17 protein-coding genes are annotated in these 19,225 nt (G+C 42.3%); 16 read left to right on the top strand and 1 reads right to left on the bottom strand.

Annotation, left to right across the window (positions count from 1 at the left end; translation table 11 throughout):
* Positions 1 to 206: 206 nt before the first annotated feature.
* The 10 genes from MKY41_RS10245 (at position 207) to MKY41_RS10200 (ending at position 11,557) form a co-directional block, all read left to right on the top strand.
* Complete coding sequence (locus tag MKY41_RS10245; RefSeq protein WP_340744912.1) at positions 207 to 1,607, top strand: sensor histidine kinase; 1,401 nt, start codon at positions 207 to 209, stop codon at positions 1,605 to 1,607.
* 15 nt (positions 1,608 to 1,622) lie between these two features.
* Positions 1,623 to 3,059: a response regulator transcription factor gene (locus MKY41_RS10240; RefSeq protein WP_340744911.1), complete on the top strand. Its 1,437-nt coding sequence runs from the start codon at positions 1,623 to 1,625 to the stop codon at positions 3,057 to 3,059.
* Positions 3,060 to 3,226: 167 nt separating this feature from the next.
* Positions 3,227 to 4,084, top strand: coding sequence for a polysaccharide deacetylase family protein (locus MKY41_RS10235; RefSeq protein WP_340744910.1), 858 nt, complete (start codon positions 3,227 to 3,229; stop codon positions 4,082 to 4,084).
* A gap of 35 nt (positions 4,085 to 4,119) precedes the next feature.
* Positions 4,120 to 4,995, top strand: a complete 876-nt coding sequence (locus MKY41_RS10230; RefSeq protein WP_340744909.1) for a carbon-nitrogen hydrolase family protein — start codon at positions 4,120 to 4,122, stop codon at positions 4,993 to 4,995.
* A 19-nt stretch (positions 4,996 to 5,014) separates the two neighbouring features.
* On the top strand, positions 5,015 to 6,037 hold the full coding sequence (locus MKY41_RS10225) for a sugar ABC transporter substrate-binding protein (protein ID WP_340744908.1): 1,023 nt from the start codon (positions 5,015 to 5,017) through the stop codon (positions 6,035 to 6,037).
* A 21-nt stretch (positions 6,038 to 6,058) separates the two neighbouring features.
* Positions 6,059 to 7,606 carry a sugar ABC transporter ATP-binding protein gene (locus MKY41_RS10220; RefSeq protein ID WP_340744907.1) on the top strand — a complete coding sequence of 516 codons (1,548 nt, stop codon included), beginning with the start codon at positions 6,059 to 6,061 and terminating at the stop codon, positions 7,604 to 7,606.
* Positions 7,603 to 8,592, top strand: coding sequence for an ABC transporter permease (locus MKY41_RS10215; RefSeq protein WP_340744906.1), 990 nt, complete (start codon positions 7,603 to 7,605; stop codon positions 8,590 to 8,592). Before MKY41_RS10220 ends, MKY41_RS10215 begins: the two co-directional genes overlap by 4 nt.
* Positions 8,593 to 8,606: 14 nt before the next feature.
* Positions 8,607 to 9,359, top strand: coding sequence for an SDR family NAD(P)-dependent oxidoreductase (locus MKY41_RS10210; RefSeq protein WP_340744905.1), 753 nt, complete (start codon positions 8,607 to 8,609; stop codon positions 9,357 to 9,359).
* A 17-nt stretch (positions 9,360 to 9,376) separates the two neighbouring features.
* Positions 9,377 to 10,153 carry an SDR family NAD(P)-dependent oxidoreductase gene (locus tag MKY41_RS10205; RefSeq protein ID WP_340744904.1) on the top strand — a complete coding sequence of 259 codons (777 nt, stop codon included), beginning with the start codon at positions 9,377 to 9,379 and terminating at the stop codon, positions 10,151 to 10,153.
* A gap of 339 nt (positions 10,154 to 10,492) precedes the next feature.
* Positions 10,493 to 11,557: a GGDEF domain-containing protein gene (locus MKY41_RS10200; RefSeq protein WP_340744903.1), complete on the top strand. Its 1,065-nt coding sequence runs from the start codon at positions 10,493 to 10,495 to the stop codon at positions 11,555 to 11,557.
* A gap of 295 nt (positions 11,558 to 11,852) precedes the next feature.
* Here MKY41_RS10200 and MKY41_RS10195 read toward each other — a convergent pair whose 3' ends face one another.
* Entirely contained in the window at positions 11,853 to 12,371 is a 519-nt protein-coding gene (locus MKY41_RS10195) for a helix-turn-helix domain-containing protein (protein ID WP_340744902.1), read from the bottom strand.
* A 151-nt stretch (positions 12,372 to 12,522) separates the two neighbouring features.
* On the opposite strand from MKY41_RS10195, the gene MKY41_RS10190 reads away from it, so the two are divergent.
* The 6 genes from MKY41_RS10190 to MKY41_RS10165 are packed head-to-tail and all read left to right on the top strand — an operon-like array spanning position 12,523 to position 18,996.
* A complete protein-coding gene (locus tag MKY41_RS10190; RefSeq protein ID WP_340744901.1) occupies positions 12,523 to 13,539 on the top strand; it encodes a hypothetical protein in 1,017 nt (338 codons plus the stop codon).
* Between the two features lie 4 nt (positions 13,540 to 13,543).
* The gene (locus MKY41_RS10185; RefSeq protein ID WP_340744900.1) at positions 13,544 to 14,113 is read left to right on the top strand and encodes a PIN domain-containing protein; all 570 of its coding nucleotides are present in this window, start codon (positions 13,544 to 13,546) and stop codon (positions 14,111 to 14,113) included.
* Positions 14,114 to 14,121: 8 nt separating this feature from the next.
* The gene (locus MKY41_RS10180; protein WP_340744899.1) at positions 14,122 to 16,257 is read left to right on the top strand and encodes a lipopolysaccharide kinase InaA family protein; all 2,136 of its coding nucleotides are present in this window, start codon (positions 14,122 to 14,124) and stop codon (positions 16,255 to 16,257) included.
* An 18-nt stretch (positions 16,258 to 16,275) separates the two neighbouring features.
* The gene (locus MKY41_RS10175; RefSeq protein ID WP_340744898.1) at positions 16,276 to 17,061 is read left to right on the top strand and encodes a vWA domain-containing protein; all 786 of its coding nucleotides are present in this window, start codon (positions 16,276 to 16,278) and stop codon (positions 17,059 to 17,061) included.
* A 60-nt stretch (positions 17,062 to 17,121) separates the two neighbouring features.
* Positions 17,122 to 17,928, top strand: a complete 807-nt coding sequence (locus MKY41_RS10170) for a vWA domain-containing protein (RefSeq protein WP_340744897.1) — start codon at positions 17,122 to 17,124, stop codon at positions 17,926 to 17,928.
* Between the two features lie 36 nt (positions 17,929 to 17,964).
* Positions 17,965 to 18,996: a PP2C family serine/threonine-protein phosphatase gene (locus tag MKY41_RS10165; RefSeq protein ID WP_340744896.1), complete on the top strand. Its 1,032-nt coding sequence runs from the start codon at positions 17,965 to 17,967 to the stop codon at positions 18,994 to 18,996.
* The last annotated feature ends 229 nt before the right edge of the window (positions 18,997 to 19,225 follow it).

Raw genomic sequence — 19,225 nt, 5'->3', positions numbered from 1 at the left:
GGTGACTTATTGCAACCAGCAGGCATCATCTGAAACGAGCAATCCCAGTTACTCAATCTTTATGCCTATACTTATTTAGCCTAAGTACAGAAAATTAGTGATGTCTCCTCAATATTCAGTATACATTGAATATTAAAGCGAGATAGCCTACAATAGTAATTACTACTCAGAGAAAAAACTATATTAGAAAATATGGCTGGTGTGTCATGTATCTATCCAAAAAATATAAATACATCTTGTTCTATGTTGTTTTAACAGTGATTCCAATTGTTTTGATCAGTGCGATTACGTATAAAGTATTAAATCATCATCTACAACAGGATATTGTGGAAAAAAATCAAGAGATATTGCGTCAAACGAATAATTTTCTATACCTCTTACGAGACTCCGATGCTTCCGTCACTGATGTGGAGGATCGAGAAAAGATGATTTACTATGGCTTGGCCAGTTCGATATTCGGAGAACATAGCGAAGTGGTCATCCTAGATGAGAAGCAGAACGCTGTATTTGCTACCAATCCGCATCTAGTCACCAAGGTTCAAAACTACCCAATTTTTGATGATGAACAGCAGGACGGTTATTACATAGTCGATTATTTAAATGTAGAACGACTCCTCAGTTTTTCCTTCCACCCCATTACCGAGTGGTATTTGATTGTCTTAACACCCACGGAAGAAGTCTATCGAAACATTTCTTACATTAAAACTTTCATGACAACTATCGCAATAACGAGTACGATTTTTTTATTGTTGTTGGTGTATTATGTGTCAAGTCGACTCTATCGTTCTACGAATGACTTGAAAAAAAGGTTAAAAGAAATGGAAGAACAAGACTTGATACTGGGAGAAGAACGAAAAGTATTTTTCAAGGACGAATTATGGGAGATTGAGTTAAGTTTCAATAAAATGGTGAAGCGGTATTCCAAAATGGCATATGAAAACCGAGTCAATTTTAATGAAGCAAAGCTGCTGGCTTTGCAAGCGCAAATCAATCCTCATTTTTTACATAATGCCTTGGAAACCATCAACTCGATCGCAATCATTCATCGGGTTCCGCTAATTTCTGAAATCAGTCGATCTTTATCCAAAATGTTTCGTTACAACACCGTAAGTGATGGGAATTATGTCATGTTACGCGAGGAAATTGAGCATGTGGAGAATTATTTGACAGTGCAACTGATTCGATTTGATGAATTGATTGAAAAAGAAATTGATGTGTCAGAAGAAGTGCTCGATTGTAGAGTCATCAAGTTTGTACTTCAGCCAATCATAGAAAATTGTTTTGAACACGCTTTCAAAGATGTGACTGGTGGCGGCATTATCCACATACAAGCCTATCGGGAGGACGAACATATCGTTTTGCGCGTGTATGATAATGGAAGCGGGATTGCAGAAGACGATAGAAACCGATTAAACTGGTCTCTTCAAGAAAAAGCTGCCTCTCTGCCAAACAATGGATCGGCTGGAGAGGGAACGAGTGTTGGAATTCTTAATGTCAATAACCGTATTAAGCTTGCGTTTGGAAATGAATATGGAGTATTTGTTGAAGAGATAGAGCTTCCGGGAACTGCAATCAGGATCACAATGCCATTCATACAGAATTCTTGAAAGAAGTGGTGAACTATGATCAAGATGATGATAGTAGAAGACGAGCCGTGGATTCGCAAAGGAATTGAACATATGCTTCCATGGGTGAAGCTTGGGATTGCTCATATGGGTTCAGCGAGCAACGGAGCAGAGGGACTAGAATTATTGGAGACGCATCAACCTGACATTATTTTAACTGATATCAAAATGCCTATCATGGATGGTCTGCAATTTATCGAAAGGTTACAAGGAATGGATCGAAATACTCCAAAAGTTATTATCCTCACGGGCTATAATGATTTTGCGTATGCGAAAGATGCGATTAAATACGGGGTCGTCGATTATATTTTAAAGCCGATTGATCCAGAAGAATTAATTGAAACCGTTACAAAATTAGTTACTGTCATTCAGCAGGAAAGAGCAGCCGTCTTAGATAATTGCCGCATGCAAATGGCACAATTTTTGTATGAGCAGTTGTTGAACCCTTCCGACACTGTTGAGCCGGACTTTGATTTACCTTACCCATATTTCCGTTTTCTCCTTACAACTCAACCGATTCCGACTGAAAGGTTCGATGCTGACGAAACGATTCGCGATTGCTTTTCATTCCAAATTGGCCAGTCTATTGTATATACGCTTTGTTATGCTGACGACAAAGCCTCCGATATGATGTTGAATACAATTCTTTCTGATTTTCAACCTATCGGATGGAGTGATTTGCATAACATACGAGAAATGAAAGTAGCGTATCAAGAAGCACAGCTCTCACTTCAGCAAAATCTTAGAAATGGCCCAAATGCGAAAATGCGGTCTTTGAAGAAATATTATTTTGTGAGCGATCAAGAGAAAGAGTTATTAGCAACATTGCAGCAAGGGGATCAAAACGCGGCGCATCAATTAGTCCAAGGACTACTAGAGCATTGTATCTCTCTAGAAGAAAAACTCATTCTCCAGTTCCAACTGTATGCTTTTCTAGAGCGTTATCTAGATAAGGCCCAAACATCATTGGAGGATTACCGTTTTTTGCAGAAGTTCAAATTAGCTCATTCGCAAGAGGACGTACAAGACATCACCGTGCATATTCTCTATCCAATTATAGAGCAGATCGTGAACGAGTGGGATCAGTCGCCGTCTAAAATCGGTCAGCTTGCCAAAGAATATATTGATGGCCATTATAAGAACCCATCCCTTTCGCTTTCACTTGTGGCTGAACAGTTAAATGTCTCACCTTCGTACTTAAGCCATATATTTAAAGAAGAGTTAAAGGTCAATTTTTCATCGTATGTGACTGAGAAACGAGTATATACAGCGCAGGAAGAATTGGCTCACACCCATCTGCCGATTTACATTATTAGTGAAAAGGTGGGCTTTAATGATTCTAAATATTTTAATCGAGTTTTTAAAAAACAGACGGGACTGACTCCGAAGCGCTTCAGAGAATCACAAAGCGAACGGATCATCCCTAAAAGATAATTAGTAAGAACAGCGTAATCAAGAATGTTGTCGTTAACATTCTTGATTTTTATTTTGTCGTGGAGACAGAAAACTTAAAAAAGTCCACTTCCTCAAAAAAGTAGAATTTTCAAACCTATTCTAGCAAAATACAATGAATGTAATTCAAATGATGGAGGGATTCAGTTATGCAGATTACAGGAAAAGTTAAACTTCCTAAAGGAAAAAGTGTTGCGGTGAATATAGGAGTCGATTTTGATGCAGCTTCGGTTTGGATGGGGACTTTTGGTAAAACCTCACCATCCTACTTAGCTCGTGGCGAATTCGGAGCGGAAGTTGGAGTTAGACGTGTGTTGAATCTTTTTAAGAAGTACGATATTACGACCACTTTTTGTATTCCGGGCCATACCGTTGATACGCACACCGATGTTTGTAAAGAGATTGTAGAGCTGGGTCATGAAGTGGTGCATCATGGCTATGTCCATGAAGATCCAACAAATTTAACGTTTGAAGAAGAGGAAGCCATTATGCGGAAAGGCTTGGAAGCGCTTCAACGAATCGGGGTGAAACCAAGGGGGTATCGCTCTCCGGCATGGGATTATAGCCCAAACACGTTAAGCATTTTGGAGAAATACGGATTTAGCTATGACAGCAGCTTAATGGGCAATGATTTATACCCGTACCGTCCTCGTCCGGTTGAAGTGAATTTTGACAAGGCAAATATTTTTGGGCCTCCTAGTGAAATTATAGAAATTCCGGTTTCTTGGTTCCTTGATGATTTTCCGACGCAGGAGTATGTCATCGGCGGTGCAGAAGGAATGCGCTCTACCGAGGAAGTATTCGGAAGATGGAAATCCATCTTTGATTATGCAGTCGATTATGAGGAAGGGGCTTGCTTTATTTTAACGGTACATCCACAAACAATTGGACGTGCTCACAATATTCAAATGTTGGAGAAGTTGATTCAGTACATGGATTCCAAGGGGGCTTGGTTTACCAGCCTTGGTTCGATTTATGATGCCTATGAAGAAAATAATGCAAAGTAATAATACGAGAATACACCTAAAGGAGAGGAAATCGATTGAAAAACGTTACCATTTCAGCTTGTCAATTCCGTGTAGAAAAAATCAATAGTTTTCAAGAGTTTGAAGAACAAGTGAGCGTGCTATTGCAGGATGTTCCTGTGGACGCGGATTACGTCATCTTTCCGGAGCTATTTACAATCGGATTATTGACCACTTTTTCCGATTTTGATCAAACAGATGTCACAGAAACCATTCGTCTTGATCAATTTTCAGCAGAATATCGAAATCTGTTTAGCCGGTTGGCTAAGGAGAGAAGCCAAACAATTATTGCGGGATCTCATCTAGAAAAGCGAGGCGAACAATACTTTAACATTGGCTATATTTTCAGTTCAGACGGCACGTATGTCGAACATAAAAAAACCCATATATTCCCCGCAGAAGGCAATTGGAAAACGCAAGAAGGAGATGAGTTGGAGGTCTATGAGATTGGGCCTGCCAAAATTGGGTTGGCAATATGTTATGAATCTGAAATTCCAGAGGTTTCCCACATATTAGCCGAAAAGGGAGCGGAAATTATTTTCTGCCCTTCTTATACCTTCACAGAGCACGGATTTTGGCGAGTCCGTCACTGTGCACAAGCAAGAAGTATTGAAAACCAAGTGTACTTTGTTCATTGTCCAACGGTAGGAAATCCGGGGGCACCAATTAGTGAAGGGTACGGAAGAGCCTCTATTTTAAGTCCATGCGATAGCCCTTGGCCGGCAAATGGTGTTATTGCCGAAGCAGAGACGAACAAAAATATGGTCATTACAGGCATTGTTGACTTGGATGAGCTCCATGAAAATCGCAAAACAGGTGCGGCTACGACGCATTTTGATCGGAAAAGAAGAAAAGAAATGTATTCGAAATACGAACCGTACACGGTTCAATAAAAATTGGGGGAGGGTCATTATGAAAAAATTAAAGGCTTTACTTACAGTAGCATTCATTTTCCTGTTAGCCGCTTGTGGGAATTCGAATGAGTCATCTAATAAAGCGGAGGCAACCAACAATGTGGCAACTTCTGATACAGCAAAGCGAGTCGCATTCTTTTCGGCGGGAGCTAGTAATAACTATTTGCAAACTGGTATTGAGCATGCAGAAAAAGTGGCGGAGGAATTTGGCTGGAAACTTGATGTTTACGATGGAAAGTTTGACCCACTTGCACAGTTGAACCAAGTGCAAAATGCGATTGCTCAAAATAAATATGACGGTTTCGTTGTTGAAGCAGTGGACGGCAATCAAATTTGTAAAGTGATTACGGAAGACGCAGTGAAAAAAGGAATCGCTGTATCTGCTATCAATATTGAACTGTGTGGTGAGCAGGACAGCGCTGCAGAAGGAACATTAACATTCGTTGGCGGACAAGGTATCAATGTATATCAAGACATCTTGCATCAAATTTTTGAAGATAATCCAGACGGCGGAAAAATTGCGGTAATTGGTGGGCCTGCCACTGGAACGCCTTATTTAAATATGAAGGCTGCCTTAGATATCGAAATGCCGAAGAACACAAATTGGGAGCTCATTGGTCCGTTTTCCACAGACTATACAGCAAATGAAGCATTCCAAGTCGCACAAAACGTTCTCCAATCGAACTCTGATTTAGATGTCATTTTCTCAAATTATTCAGGAATGACATCTGGTGTAGTAGAAGCGAAGAAAGCCGCTAAAAGAGATAGTGTAAAGATTTATGACTTTGGCGGAGATAAATGGGCGTTTAACGCGGTGGAAAAAGGCGACATTCAACAAACCGTCATTATGCTACCAAAAGAAGAGATCCAACGCGGACTTGAAGCGCTTCGAAATCATTGGGAAGGACAGGAAGTTCCTGAGTTTTATGATTTGACGAAAGAAGAGATTTTGCCTGGCTCTCCTTATGTGAACTTGGATAACATCCAGGAGTTCAAAGATAAAGGTTTACCAGAGTACTAATATTTTGGAGGTGAAGTAGGGATGAAAGCAGTCCTAGAACGTAACGATACCCTCCAACGGGAAGCAGTCAAAATCACTGGTTTGGGAAAGAAATATGGAAACTTCTATGCAAATTCAAATATTGATCTTGCGATAGCAGAAGGAGAAATTCATTCTCTCGTCGGGCAAAACGGATCCGGGAAATCTACTTTGCTAGGCCTTTTATCCGGCCGGATTGCCCCTTCCGAGGGGAGTATCCATGTTTTTGGTGAAGAGCTGAATTATGGGGATCCGCGTTCTTCCAGGAAGTTGGGCGTAGCCACGATCTATCAGGAACTCACGATTATTCCGGAACTGACGGCTGTGGATAACGTATTTTTAGGGCAGTTGGAGAGTAAAAAAGGTTTTTTATCCTCCACTAAGATGAAAGCTCGATTTAAAGAGTTATGTGACATATTAGACGTCAACATATCGATGACGCAATCCGCAGGAAACCTCTCGATTGCCGATCAACAAATGATTGAAATTATGCGCGGTCTGCAATGCAACGCAAATATACTCATATTGGATGAGCCGACCGCATCCCTTGCTCCACCAGAAAGAAAGTCTTTGCTGAAGACTATCAAGTCTCTTCGCGTCCGAGGAATCACGATAATTTACGTTAGTCATCATTTGGACGAGATACTGGAAATCAGTGATCAGATATCCATTTTACGAAATGGTGAAAAGGTGAGAACGGAACCGAGAGATTATTGGAATAAAGACTTATTGGTCGCTGAAATGCTAGGAGAAGAGATTGGAAATGATTTATCGGAGGTCATTCAGGAATCTTTTCCCCACTCGACTATACGAGGCCCGGAAGTTTTGCGTGCAATTGGCGTGACTGTCAAGGGAGCGATTGAGAATGTTGATATTTCAATCAGGGAAGGTGAAATTGTAGGAATCGGCGGCTTGGTCGGATCGGGAAGAAGTACATTAGCCCGAGCTTTGGCTGGATTGGAGCGGGCTTCTATTGGAGAACTCTGGATGCATGGCGAAAAAGTGAAATGGCCTAATTCTCCCAGACATTCTATGAATCAAGGAATTGTCCTAGCTCCTGAGGATCGCAAGCAGCAAGGTCTCGTATTGGACCAATCCTGTGAAGTGAATATTAATATCGTTAATTTTAAAAGTGTCCGCAAGTGGGGGCTGTACCATGCCAAATCCGCTAATCGAAAAGCTTCGGAACTGGCCAGCCGTTTCGGACTGAATCGACCTATTGATACGCTGTGCCGCAATCTATCGGGAGGAAATCAACAGAAAGTACTGTTAGCAAAAGTAACGAGTATTAAACCGAAAGTATTAATTATAGATGAACCGACGCGGGGAATTGATCTGGGAGTCAAAATTGAAGTGCTGAAAATCTTAAAGCAATTAGCGAGTGAAGGCATGAGTATTATTGTGATTTCTTCCGAACTGGAGGAAGTCGCAGCTGTTAGTGACCGGGTTTATGTATTGTCCAAAGGTCGACTCGTCGGGGAACTAACTGAAAAAGAGGAGATTAGTGTAGCAAATATTCTCCAATCCACATTCAAAGGAGGTTCCGTATGAATAATTTGGAAACCGGTCTTGGTACAAAAAAATTCCCATTAAGCGGCGGACAGAATATCAGTAATTTGTTCTTTAAATATGGGGTACTTGCAGCATTTGTATTTCTTGTAGTTATAGCAAGTATTCTATATCCGGGCTTTCTTCGTTCTGAAAACATATTGAATATGATGAGTCAATTATCCATTATCGGCATGATGAGTATTGGCATGACCTTTGTCATTATTACGGGCGGTCTTGATATGTCGATTGGCGGAATTTACGCGCTTAGTGCAGTCGTCGTTGCAAGTTTAGCGGATAGCCTGACCATTCCTTTAGCAGTCGTCATAACGATGAGCATTGGAATCGGTGCGGGATTGCTAAACGGGTTATTGGTAACAAAATTTAAAGTTCCTCCTTTTGTCGCGACGTTAGGAACAGGCTCCATTTTCACGGGATTTGCTTTAATTTATTCCAACGCGCAGCCGTTTTTCGTTGAAAAGGATAATTTTCGTTGGCTGGGATCTGGGTATCTTGGAAATGTTCCCATTTCGGTTATCTTTCTGTTTATCGGTTACATTCTTTTCTCTGTCATTTTGTCATTTACGACGTATGGCAAATCCATTTATTCAGTAGGAGGCAATCAAGAGGCAAGTCGATTATCCGGGTTACGGGTAAACTGGATCACTTCTAGTGCATATATGCTATGTGGTCTCTGTGCCTCAATCAGTGGTTTAATCATTGCATCAAGACTAGGACAAGGACAGGCAAACATCGGTGATTTAATTGTACTTGACGTTATTGCGGCAGTCGTAATCGGGGGGACTTCGTTGAGTGGGGGGCAAGGTGCCATTTGGAGAACAGCAATTGGTGGCGCAATCCTTATCATGATATCCAATGTCTTCGATAGCCTCTCACTGAGTCCCTATTGGCAGTCCGTATTTAAAGGGATTATTGTCATCGGCGCTGTAATGTTCGATTTCTATGCCCGTTCAAAAGTAAATAAATAGAAAGGAGAGGTCATATGAAACGTATAGAAGGCCGAGTGGCAATTATTACGGGAGCGGCGAGAGGACAAGGCGTCGCGGAAGCTAAGATTTTTGCCGAAGAAGGAGCCCATGTTGTTATAACAGATATCTTAGAAGATGAAGTGAAGGAAGTGGCTTCTCAAATCAACCATGCTGGAGGCACAGCGATTGCTCTCGTTCATGATGTTTCCATAGAAGAGGATTGGAAAAGAGTTGTGCAAACGGCAGTGGAGACGTTCGGAAAGGTTGACATCCTGGTAAATAATGCAGGAATCCCTTCAAGATTAAATGTCGAGGAGGAAACGCTGGAAGGTTGGGAAAGAGTACAAGCAATTAATTCTCGTAGCGTATTCCTTGGGATGAAATATACAGCACCTGAAATCCGAAAAGCGGGAGGAGGCTCTATCATTAATATATCTTCCGTGTATGGAATCATTGGTGTGAAAGGCTATGCCGCCTACCATGCTTCCAAAGGAGCTGTGCGAACGTTAACTAAGACAGCTGCCATGGATTTTGCGGAAGATTATATTCGCGTGAATTCAATCCATCCGGGAATGATTGAAACGGCCATGACTGCGGATTTGTTTACAGACCCGGACATTGTCAAGTGGATGAAAGAAGTCACACCTTGGCCACGGCTAGGAAAACCGGAAGATGTGGCATATGGAGCATTATTTTTAGCCTCTGATGAGTCATCTTTCATAACGGGTTCTGAAATTGTCATTGATGGTGGATGGATTGCGACGTAATGAGGGGGAGATGTCCGATGAGACTTGAAAATAAAGTAGCTCTGATTACAGGCGGCGGTACAGGAATCGGAAAAACGACAGCCTTGCAATTTGCGAAAGAAGGGGCCTCTGTCGTTGTGACGGATATTGAGAAAGAAAGTGGCTTACAAACGGTGGAGGAAATTCGTCAACATGGCGGGACAGCGATTTTTGTTCAACATGACGTCAGAAATGAACAGGATTGGATGCAAGTTGCCGAGGAAGCGATCGGACATTTTGGGAAAATTGATATTCTCTTTAACAATGCGGGAATCTTTTTTATCAAGCCCATTGCCGAAACAACGCTGGAAGAATGGAATCAAATGATGAGCATTAATGTTACGGGTGCCTTTTTGGGAATGAAACACATCGTTCCGCATATGATCCGAAACAAAGGCGGTTCCGTGATCAATGCTTCCTCGAACGCCGGGTTATTCGGGGTGTCCGGGATGGCCGCGTATGGAGCAAGTAAAGGGGCGGTGCGGATTATGACCAAAGATGCTGCAATGGAATTTGCTCCATTTGTTCGGGTGAATTCCATTCATCCCGGCTATATTCGGACCCAAATGATTGAATATGGAGCCCGAGTAGCGAACAAACAACCCGAAGACCAAGCCGTCACCGTTCCACTTAAGCGATTAGGAGATCCAATCGAAGTTGCCAATCTGGTACTATACTTGGCCTCCGCCGAATCATCATATATTACAGGATCAGAATTTGTCCTAGACGGAGGCGTATCTGCCGGCCAATCCGTATGGGAGAAAGCAGAGGGTTAATTTTTAACAAGTCAGTCATGTTTTTCCGTATGATTTTGATTTCATCTTAAATGGAAAAGTTGTGCGTACAAGTTCTATAGTGGCAAAGCTCTGCAGATTCTCTGTAGAGCTTTTTGCTCTTCTAATATGACTTTAGATGCAATAATTACCAGGCGCTGCTATACTTGGATTTAATTCTATATATGTTTAATATAGTATTGTCAATCAAAGCTAGTCAAAGATAGCCGTCAAACGACTTACAATATATAAACAAAGTAATATGGTGAGCACGGTCTTTGATATACAATGGGAATAACTAGGTTGTGGATAGATTAATTCATCAGTCAAGGAGGCCTTTGCATGGTTCAATCAATCTTATCTAATTTGGCCATCATTTTGCTGGGGCATCTCTTGATGAGTACCCTCATGAACTATCGGGGCCGTTTCACAAAAGTTACTTTGAATTGTAGTATTGTGCTCCTGTTTTCAACCGTAGTCATTGCGATGTTTTATTTGCCGATCCGCTTTGATGCGAATTACCAGGTGGATCTCCGCTTGATTCCACTTTTATTGCTGGCCATATTCCGGGGATGGAAAATCACCCTTCCCGTTCTTGTCATCTCCTCTGCATGGCGGTTAGGCATGGGGGGGCTGGGTGCAGTGCCGGGTGTACTTTATGGAATGGCGCTACCGACTCTACTCACTTTACTTTATTTGGCGTTTAGGAAAAAACGGGTTTCAATACTGGAAAGTGCCTTGATTGTCTCCATTTGCTGGTTCGTCTCCGATGTTCCGATTGTTTGGATTGTGCCGAATGGCGTAGACATTCTCAAAGAAATTTCCCCGTTGCGGTATCTCTCCTTTTTGGGTGCGACATTTGTCTATTATGCATTTATTCAACTGGAGTATAAGAAGGAAGCGCTGCGGGACGAACTGGTCTTTCTAGCATCGCATGATTCATTGACGAAACTGTTGAACAAGCAGTCATTTATCGGGCTGGTGGAAGAAAGGATGCAGGACGACCAAACTGAACACTATATCGCCATGGTGGACATCGATCATTTCAAGAACTTGAATGATAGTTACGGTCATCTGGCCGGCGATCAAGCGCTCATCGCGGTTTCCTCCATCTTCGAACGGTTTGAAAGTGAAGACTTGATTGTCGCGCGGTATGGGGGAGAGGAATTTATAATATATATGCGGGCGGATCGTCAGGAGCATGCGATTCGTGTAATGGAAGACATTCGGAACGCCATCCGAACGACACCGGTTCCAATCAATGAAAAGCAGTCCTTGTCAGTTTTCGTTTCCATTGGATTGGCTCGGATCGTGTCCGGCTCATCCTTGCAAGAGGCCATCCACCTCGCGGACAAGCAGTTATATCAAGCGAAAGAACAGGGAAGGGATCGGATTAGTTATTCATAGTTTTGGCAAAGAAGCACGAATGACTTTAAAGTCTTCGAAACAAGTAAACACCGCACACATCGTCGATCTCCGAGGCGATGCGTGAGGTGTTTATTTAGTCTTATTAGCCTCTCCAACTACCTCATCCGAGTCACTTGGAAAAGGTAGTTTTTTCATGCCACATTGGTCACGTTTCATCTATGATAATACTCCATATACAAGTATAATAGTCCTGTTAGAAGAATAGTAGACTATATAGCGATACCGTTTATCACTTACTGTAATAAAGTACAAATTGCAAAGGGGACTGTCACCTTTACAACATATCCAATATGCTCAGCGTCTGATCTAGCTTGCGTTTTTTGCGTTCTACTTCTTCTTTGATTTCGTTGGAAAGGCGTTGTTCTAGTCGTTTCCGTGCTTGTTCATCGTTTAGGATGGATTGTACTTCTTCTAGTACGGTGGCTGTGATTAGTTCGTTTAAGTCATGATCGGGCAACACTGGTTCGTTGCGTATTAATTGCATAGTGAAGTTGAACTGCAGTGCTTTGATTGTCAGTTCGGGATTCCCGTTTTGTGAGGGCATCTCTTGTTTGTTATCCAAGGTAACGGGATCATTCGATACTAAGATTTGCGAAAAGTCATATCCGAGCACTTCTGAAATCCGATTTAGGGTTGGCAGTGTTGATTGGCGCAGTCCATTTTCTATCATTGAGATGGCGCTTTGGGACAAGTCCGTTCGGTTTGCCAGCTCGGTCATCGTCAGTTTCAGTTCTTTTCGCCGTTCTTTGATTTTCTGCCCTAATAGTATATACCGGTCTGAAATATCACTCATTTTAATTCCTCCTGTAATATTTATATAGAGTATAACCGATTGAGTGAAAAAAATCTCGTCTAAAATATATTTTTAAAAACACTTTACAATATTATCACCTTTAGTTATATTTATTACAGGTTGAATTTCTAAGAAGGAGGCTTACTCAAATATGCTTTTGAAAGACCATGCTTATGATACATACCGTCGAAGCTTTAAAAAGTTCACCAGTGCATTTATTCAAGTCTTTACATCCGAAGACGCGTTGGATGATCTCAGCTGCCCAGAGGAAGAAAAGCTGGAAGTCATTACAAAAAATATGAATGGATCTCAGTCCCGTTTTCTCGATGCGTTGCGTTATTCCTTGTCGGATGAAACTTGGCTAATAGACTTGACATACGAATTGTATTCCAAGCAGCCCGATGCTCGCTCGACGCCTGTGTACTATTTATCCATTCAACATAACTATGAAAATAGGACCGTACTGCTAGGAGAGAATTTTTTCAAACCATCCGAGGAATTGTCTGCAAAGTCTTTATTGGAAAATGTGCAGGCAATGGAGGATTTGATCGACGTGCTTGCCAAATTCAAAGCAGCGGCTGCAAACGCCATCAACATGGAAGAATTCGATCACTTGTTAGAAGAGTACTATGAAAATCAAGAAGAAAAGGATGAGGAACAAATGAACGTACGAAATGAATCTGCTCTTTTTGGGGAAAAACTCGCGGAAGAAAATAGTTACGAACAAGAGATTGAGCAAGATGTGGAAGAATCATCCGAGGTAGAGCTTGAACTTGATGATGTTTTCGATGAGGAGGATGACGAAATGGAGCCAAGCAATTACGAAAGACTGACAGAGGAAGATTTGATCGAGTCCGATTTCGATTGGGATGGAGTTTTTGAAGATGAAGAGGTCGAGACGGAATCCCCGCTGGAACAGTTGAATGAACTGATTATCGAGCTATATAAATACTCGGATCTTGAAAACCGTTCGTTGATCAAACAATTGCGCGGTGAATTGTTTGAATTGGAAGTCGCTTCCGAATCCGGTGAGGACTTCGCGGAAATGGTCCTTCAATTCCAGCGTCAGCTTCTTTCCTTGCAACTACATGCGGTGGAAGATTTGCAGATCCAAATACAAATGGCCCGGTATTCATTGGAACTTCTAGCGGGTGAACAGGAGGAGTGATTTTATGGAAATCAACGGAATTGATTTGTCCAATCATTTTATCATCTTAGATTCCAATGGGTTGATGCACAAAGAGTTCCAGCGTTTTCTCCGCTCGACGCTTGTTGAAAGCTATAATGAGACGTTGCAAAAAAAGAAGGTAAAGGATTTCCGAATCTTCATTCCAGAGGCGGTTTTTATTGAGCTGGAAAATTTAAGCCAGCGTCCCGGTTCTGAAAATTTGCAGACCCGTACCGACGCGATGGACGGGTTCGAGTTGGCCAAACGGCTGATCCATGCAAATTATGTGGAAATCATGCGCTCTGATTATACAGGGACAATTGGCGGATTCAATGATGTCTCGCTGTTAAGCATTTTCATGGAGTTGCGGCGCCATACGCATGTGGCGCTTCTGACCAATGACCGGAATCTAGCTACCGATGTGTTGAACCTCAACCTATTGCAATCGGTTAAGTCAAAATTCGTCATGAAAGCACTGTTCGTTAATTTGAAAAACGAGCAGCTGTATGAATGGCAGCTGGACCCGGACAAGCGGGAGGCCAAGCGCTTTGAATCTGAAATCTTAAGAAAGTAGGAACTGCAATGAATGTAACCTTTTCTATTGAAGCCGAAAATGGGCAGGAGTTATTGCTCGTCGATCATTATTTCTTTTATGATATGCTGAATCCGAATTATTCAGCCGATGAACGGAAACAGATCGAACAAGCTATTAAAAACTACGTTCCTCAGCTGATTGCCGATGTCCGTTCTGTTAATGAAAGATACAAATTGTTCATCGGTAAATATGCGATCAATGCTCTTCAGCTGGAACAGGACAATTCGTTCAAGCGGGTCGTCAATGCGTACTTGAACGGGTATATGGATTTTTTCGAGACGAAGTCGTTTTTCAGCTCAGAAAGTGATCCGGAACCCGATGATATTGCCAGCTGCGAATTGGAGTTTTATCGCAATTTTGTAAGGCAGATGAAAGCGTCCGGAAGTGAGCAGCGTGCCGTTTTGCTGACAAGCCACCCAAATGCTGAAAGGCTTGCCGACCGTCTCATCGATACGGGATTGTCCAAAGTGATCAGCTTTTCTCCGGAATTCGGATTTATGGAATACAAGGTGGTTGCGCCAGAGGAAGGGGATACCGTTTATCTTGGGGGCAATCCGATTTCGCTGCAACGTCGCATTGGCGGAGGCGGGGAAGCCGATATATTCGAACTCGTTCCCGGTAAACTCGCAAAAATCTATAAAACTGTGCCAGATTTGCAAACGCATTTGCCAAACTGCTTCAAGTTCCAACAGGAAATCCGTCGTCGGAACGAGCGGCTGGATGTGCTGCTGAATGATCCCCGCTATCAGGTGAACGACCGCTACATCATTTTGCCTCAATACAAATTGACCGATGCCAACGGGAATTTGGTAGGCATCGTCATGGACCAGGCGGAAGGCATCTTGTTAGTGGATATTATTACGAAAAACATTTATCCATTCGAAGGATTCAAAAGATCCGATCTACTGACCATTGCAAAGAAAATCATTATTAAATTAAAGAAATTGCATACGCATGGCATCATTATGGGCGATGTGAACTTGGAAAATATCTTAGTCGATGCAAAAAGCCCGGAAGATATTAAAATTTATATCATTGATTTGGATAGCTGCCAAATTGATGGCTTCCCATCCATGTTTGAAACACCTGAATTTACCGATCCTGTATGGCTACAAGAACGTGAAGCACATGGTTTTATTCCAAGAACGATTGAAAATGAATGCTTTACTATAGCAATTTTGCTATTTAACATAATCTTCAACAATGTCCATCCTTACCAGCATCCGACCGGAAGAAACTTGCAAGATAATACGCGGAAACGCTTATATCCATATAAAATCCAAGAAAAAGACGCCGAATTTATCAAAGAGGAGTTCGGAGTCGAAGTGGATCCTGACCCGAACCGCAATGAAAAGAAGGCACCGACCTTGGCCAATTACACGCACTCCCATTTGCCGAGATACTTGAAGTGCATGTTCTATGCCACTTTTGCGAGCCAGGGCAAGGATTTCAGGCCGTCTACGGAACAAATGATGAAAGGCATTGATCGTTACATTTTCCATATCAAGAAAAATCCGGCCAGCGATAAAATGATCTATGATAATTTCGCCATAGCGGAGCCGTATACGATTCACTTCAACTGCTCGTCTAAAAACTGTCAAAAGGACTATTACTACCATTATAATAAAGTGCTGAACAGTTTCCGCGTAAATGAAACGTATTTATATTGCAATGAATGCATCAATATTTACGATACGCAAATCAAAAAATGGCTGAATGACGAAAGCTTGCCTGAAGCGGAGCGTCAGGCGATCAGGGCGGAATGGGAAGCGAGTTTGAATCCGCAAAATCTAGAGCAATTGCTTCATGAATTTTTCAGCAATCCGAAGAAAGATCAGAGCGGCAAAGAAAAGTTTGAGATGATCTTAATGGCCAAGCGCAAAACCTATTCCGCTTCCAATAGCGGACATGCAGCGCGACCGCAACAAACAATCCATCGAGCAAGACCTGTATCGCAGAATCGTCCGCAAGCTCATAAGAGTACTGGCAATGCGGGTGCCGGTTCGCGAACCCAAGCTTCTAAAACTAATAGCCAACAATCCGGCAAAAGTCCGGCCTCTTCCCGAAACTCACAGCAGCCGCAAGGATTGTTTGGTTTCCTGAAGAAACTATGGAACAATTAATAGAAGGAGTGTTTACGAATGTCAGAACTGATGAAAACGATTGAAAGAATCAAAAAGAAAAGTGAAAGCCTTTCTTCGCGGAAAGGGACGAAATTGCCGATTTGCATCTTGGTGGACACGAGTTCTTCCATGAACACCAATGAAAATATCACGAGATTGAATGAAGGACTGACGATCTATCGCCAACAGTTGCTGGAAGATCCGAAGACTTGCGACCATATTGAAGTGGCCATTGTTGAGTTCGGCAACGGCGGTACCCGGTTGGCTGTTGATTTTGAAGATTTACGGGAACAGCGATTCCCTGTCTTTTCCGCAGCAGGGATTACGCCGCTCTGTGAGGCGATAAAAAAAGGGATTTCGGCCTTGGAAGAACAAATGGGGATTTATTCAAGCCAAGGGATCGTTTCTCACCCACCGCATCTGATCATTATGACGGATGGGGAACCTACTTTAAGTAATCGTGTGGATGAGGATGGATATGGGATTCCTCTGCAAAAAACAGACAAAGAATTTTTAGATACGCTGGAAAAGTTCAATGAATTCAAAGCCGAACAAGGATTGGTTTCCATTTCCATTGGCGTGGGAGATGGCATCCAAAATTCATTTTTCCTTGAGCAATTTGCGTCTGTCCCTCAAAATGTCCTGAAAATGGCAGACCAAGACAATATCGTCGAGTTCTTCAAGCTGCTAAGCCGAAGTACATCTGTTTTAACGCGTGCCATTCCAAATCCCGAAAGTAGATTGGATCTTGTAAATGACGACAGTAAAGGCGTCGTATCGCCTTGGAACCAAATTCGTTCATGAAGCGATAAGAGGATGTCTGCAAACGGCATCCTCTTTATTTCCACGATGGGAGGAATAGAATTGTCAAGTTTAATGGAACGTATCAACCGGAAGAAGATGAAATTAGCCAGTCTTGAAAATCGGCGCAGCAAAAAAATTCCGTTCGTCATGGTCATTGACATCAGCGGTTCAATGGAATTGAATGAGAATATATCCAAAGTCAATCGGGGGCTGCAAGCTTTCTATGATGTATTGCTCGAAGATCCGAAAATTTGTGATAGTCTCGATTTGTCTATCGTTACGTTTGGAGGGGAAGAGCGGGTACAGTTGGCTGTGGATTTTAATGATATCCGCAAACAGACAGTTCCGGTTTTTGAAGCATACGGAAATACGCCTCTTTGTCCGGCGATTCTCATGGCGTTGGATAATATTGAAGACCAGATTGATGCGTATCAATCCATCGGCATATCCAATACAAAACCAATCATGCTCATCATGACAGATGGCGAACCGTCCCGTTATGAATATACGGAACTGGTCGAAAATGGGGAAGAGTACCTGGTTGCCGATCCTTTGCAAAAAACAGATAAAGAGTTTTTGGAAGCCAAATCCAAGTTTGATCGATTCCGAAAAATGACCGATATGGAAGTACATATTGTCGCATTGGGCAATCAAGTGGAAGACTTGTATTTCCTGAAACAATTTTCAACCGGAAGAAATAGCGTAAAACGTTTGGAAGACACCGATATCCTGTCATTCTTCAAGCATTTGACAGTATCCGTAAGATCCCTTCCGGCAGCCTACGATTCGAACCCCGATAATCCGAATCCCTTTCAAGTTTTTGATGTATTTGATGGCTTTAAAGAGGGGAACCTATCGACAGGCTGATTTTGGAACTTGGAATACACTGAGGAGTTGAGATACATGCACAACTGGAGATCTTCAAGTGCATATGCGCGTGGAGCAAGCCATACCGAATGGGGAACCCCATGCCAAGACCGCGCCGTCCATTATGAATGGGACGGCGCCCATGCCATTGTCCTGGCGGATGGGGCGGGCTCATATGAATCTTCTCATCTGGGCGCAGAATTGATTGTAACGAAATTAGCATATTACTTATGCGAGAAATTTGATAGATTGAGTAGTTTGGAATCACAGAAGCTTGCGGAGGAACTCCATTTTTACATACACCAAGAACTTAACGCACTTGTGCTGGAACATGATAGAAATAAAGAAGATTTTTCATCGACTTTGCTTTTCGTCGTGACAAAGGGGCAAGATTACATTGCGGGGCATGTTGGAGACGGTATGATTGTGAAATGTGAAAGTGGAGATGTTGAAATACTGTCAGCTCCTGAAAATGGTTTATATGAAAATGAAACGTATTTTGTAAGCATGGAGACGTTGGATGAGCATTTCCGAATTTACCGGGGAAGCGTAACGGAAGATCTGGGTTTCATCATCATGTCCGATGGTTCGACAGCTTCATTTCTCAGCAAATCACAAGGATTGGACACGCAAAACCTAGGTGTCATCATCGACCATTTCCAGAAATCGACCGCCAACACTTTCAAGCATGACTTAACCGAATTGCTCGCGGCGCTCGTCGACAACACCGACGACGATTGTTCCATTGCTGTATTGGCTGCTTCAAAAGAAGATCCGATTCCAGCTGAACCTTCAAAGCTGATGGCCGCAATAAAGGGGGAACAGGACGCTGTACCAGATGACACAGTGATCCATGTGGAAAAATCGATTGACGAACTTCTTGCACCACGTGAATTCGAGGAAGACGAAGAAGAATTCCACTCTACTCCAGACGACATGGATGATAGCGACGAGGACCATGACCTTTATGACAACTTCGAATACGAAGATTTTGAAGATGATTTGGTAGAACTTGATGCTGAAGAGGAAATAGATTCGGATGGGATAACGGATACGTATAAAAACTGATTAGAATAGTTTTTATGGATCAATAGATCGGATTTATGATTCGATAAACTTGATGAAATTAATAGGGCGTTACGTGTATTTGGATAAATTTAACGTAACATGAAGAGCCGCTTATTATGATTTTTAATCGTATAAGCGGCCGTTTCATTTTGTGCCACGGATTCTCCAAGCATGTATTGACCAAAATTCCAGGACCTTGTTGCCTATCAGGACTAAATTGGTTTGGCAA

This window comes from Sporosarcina sp. FSL W7-1349 (genome assembly GCF_038003045.1).
GTDB lineage: Bacteria > Bacillota > Bacilli > Bacillales_A > Planococcaceae > Sporosarcina.
This window is presented reverse-complemented; position numbering and strand designations above follow the sequence as displayed.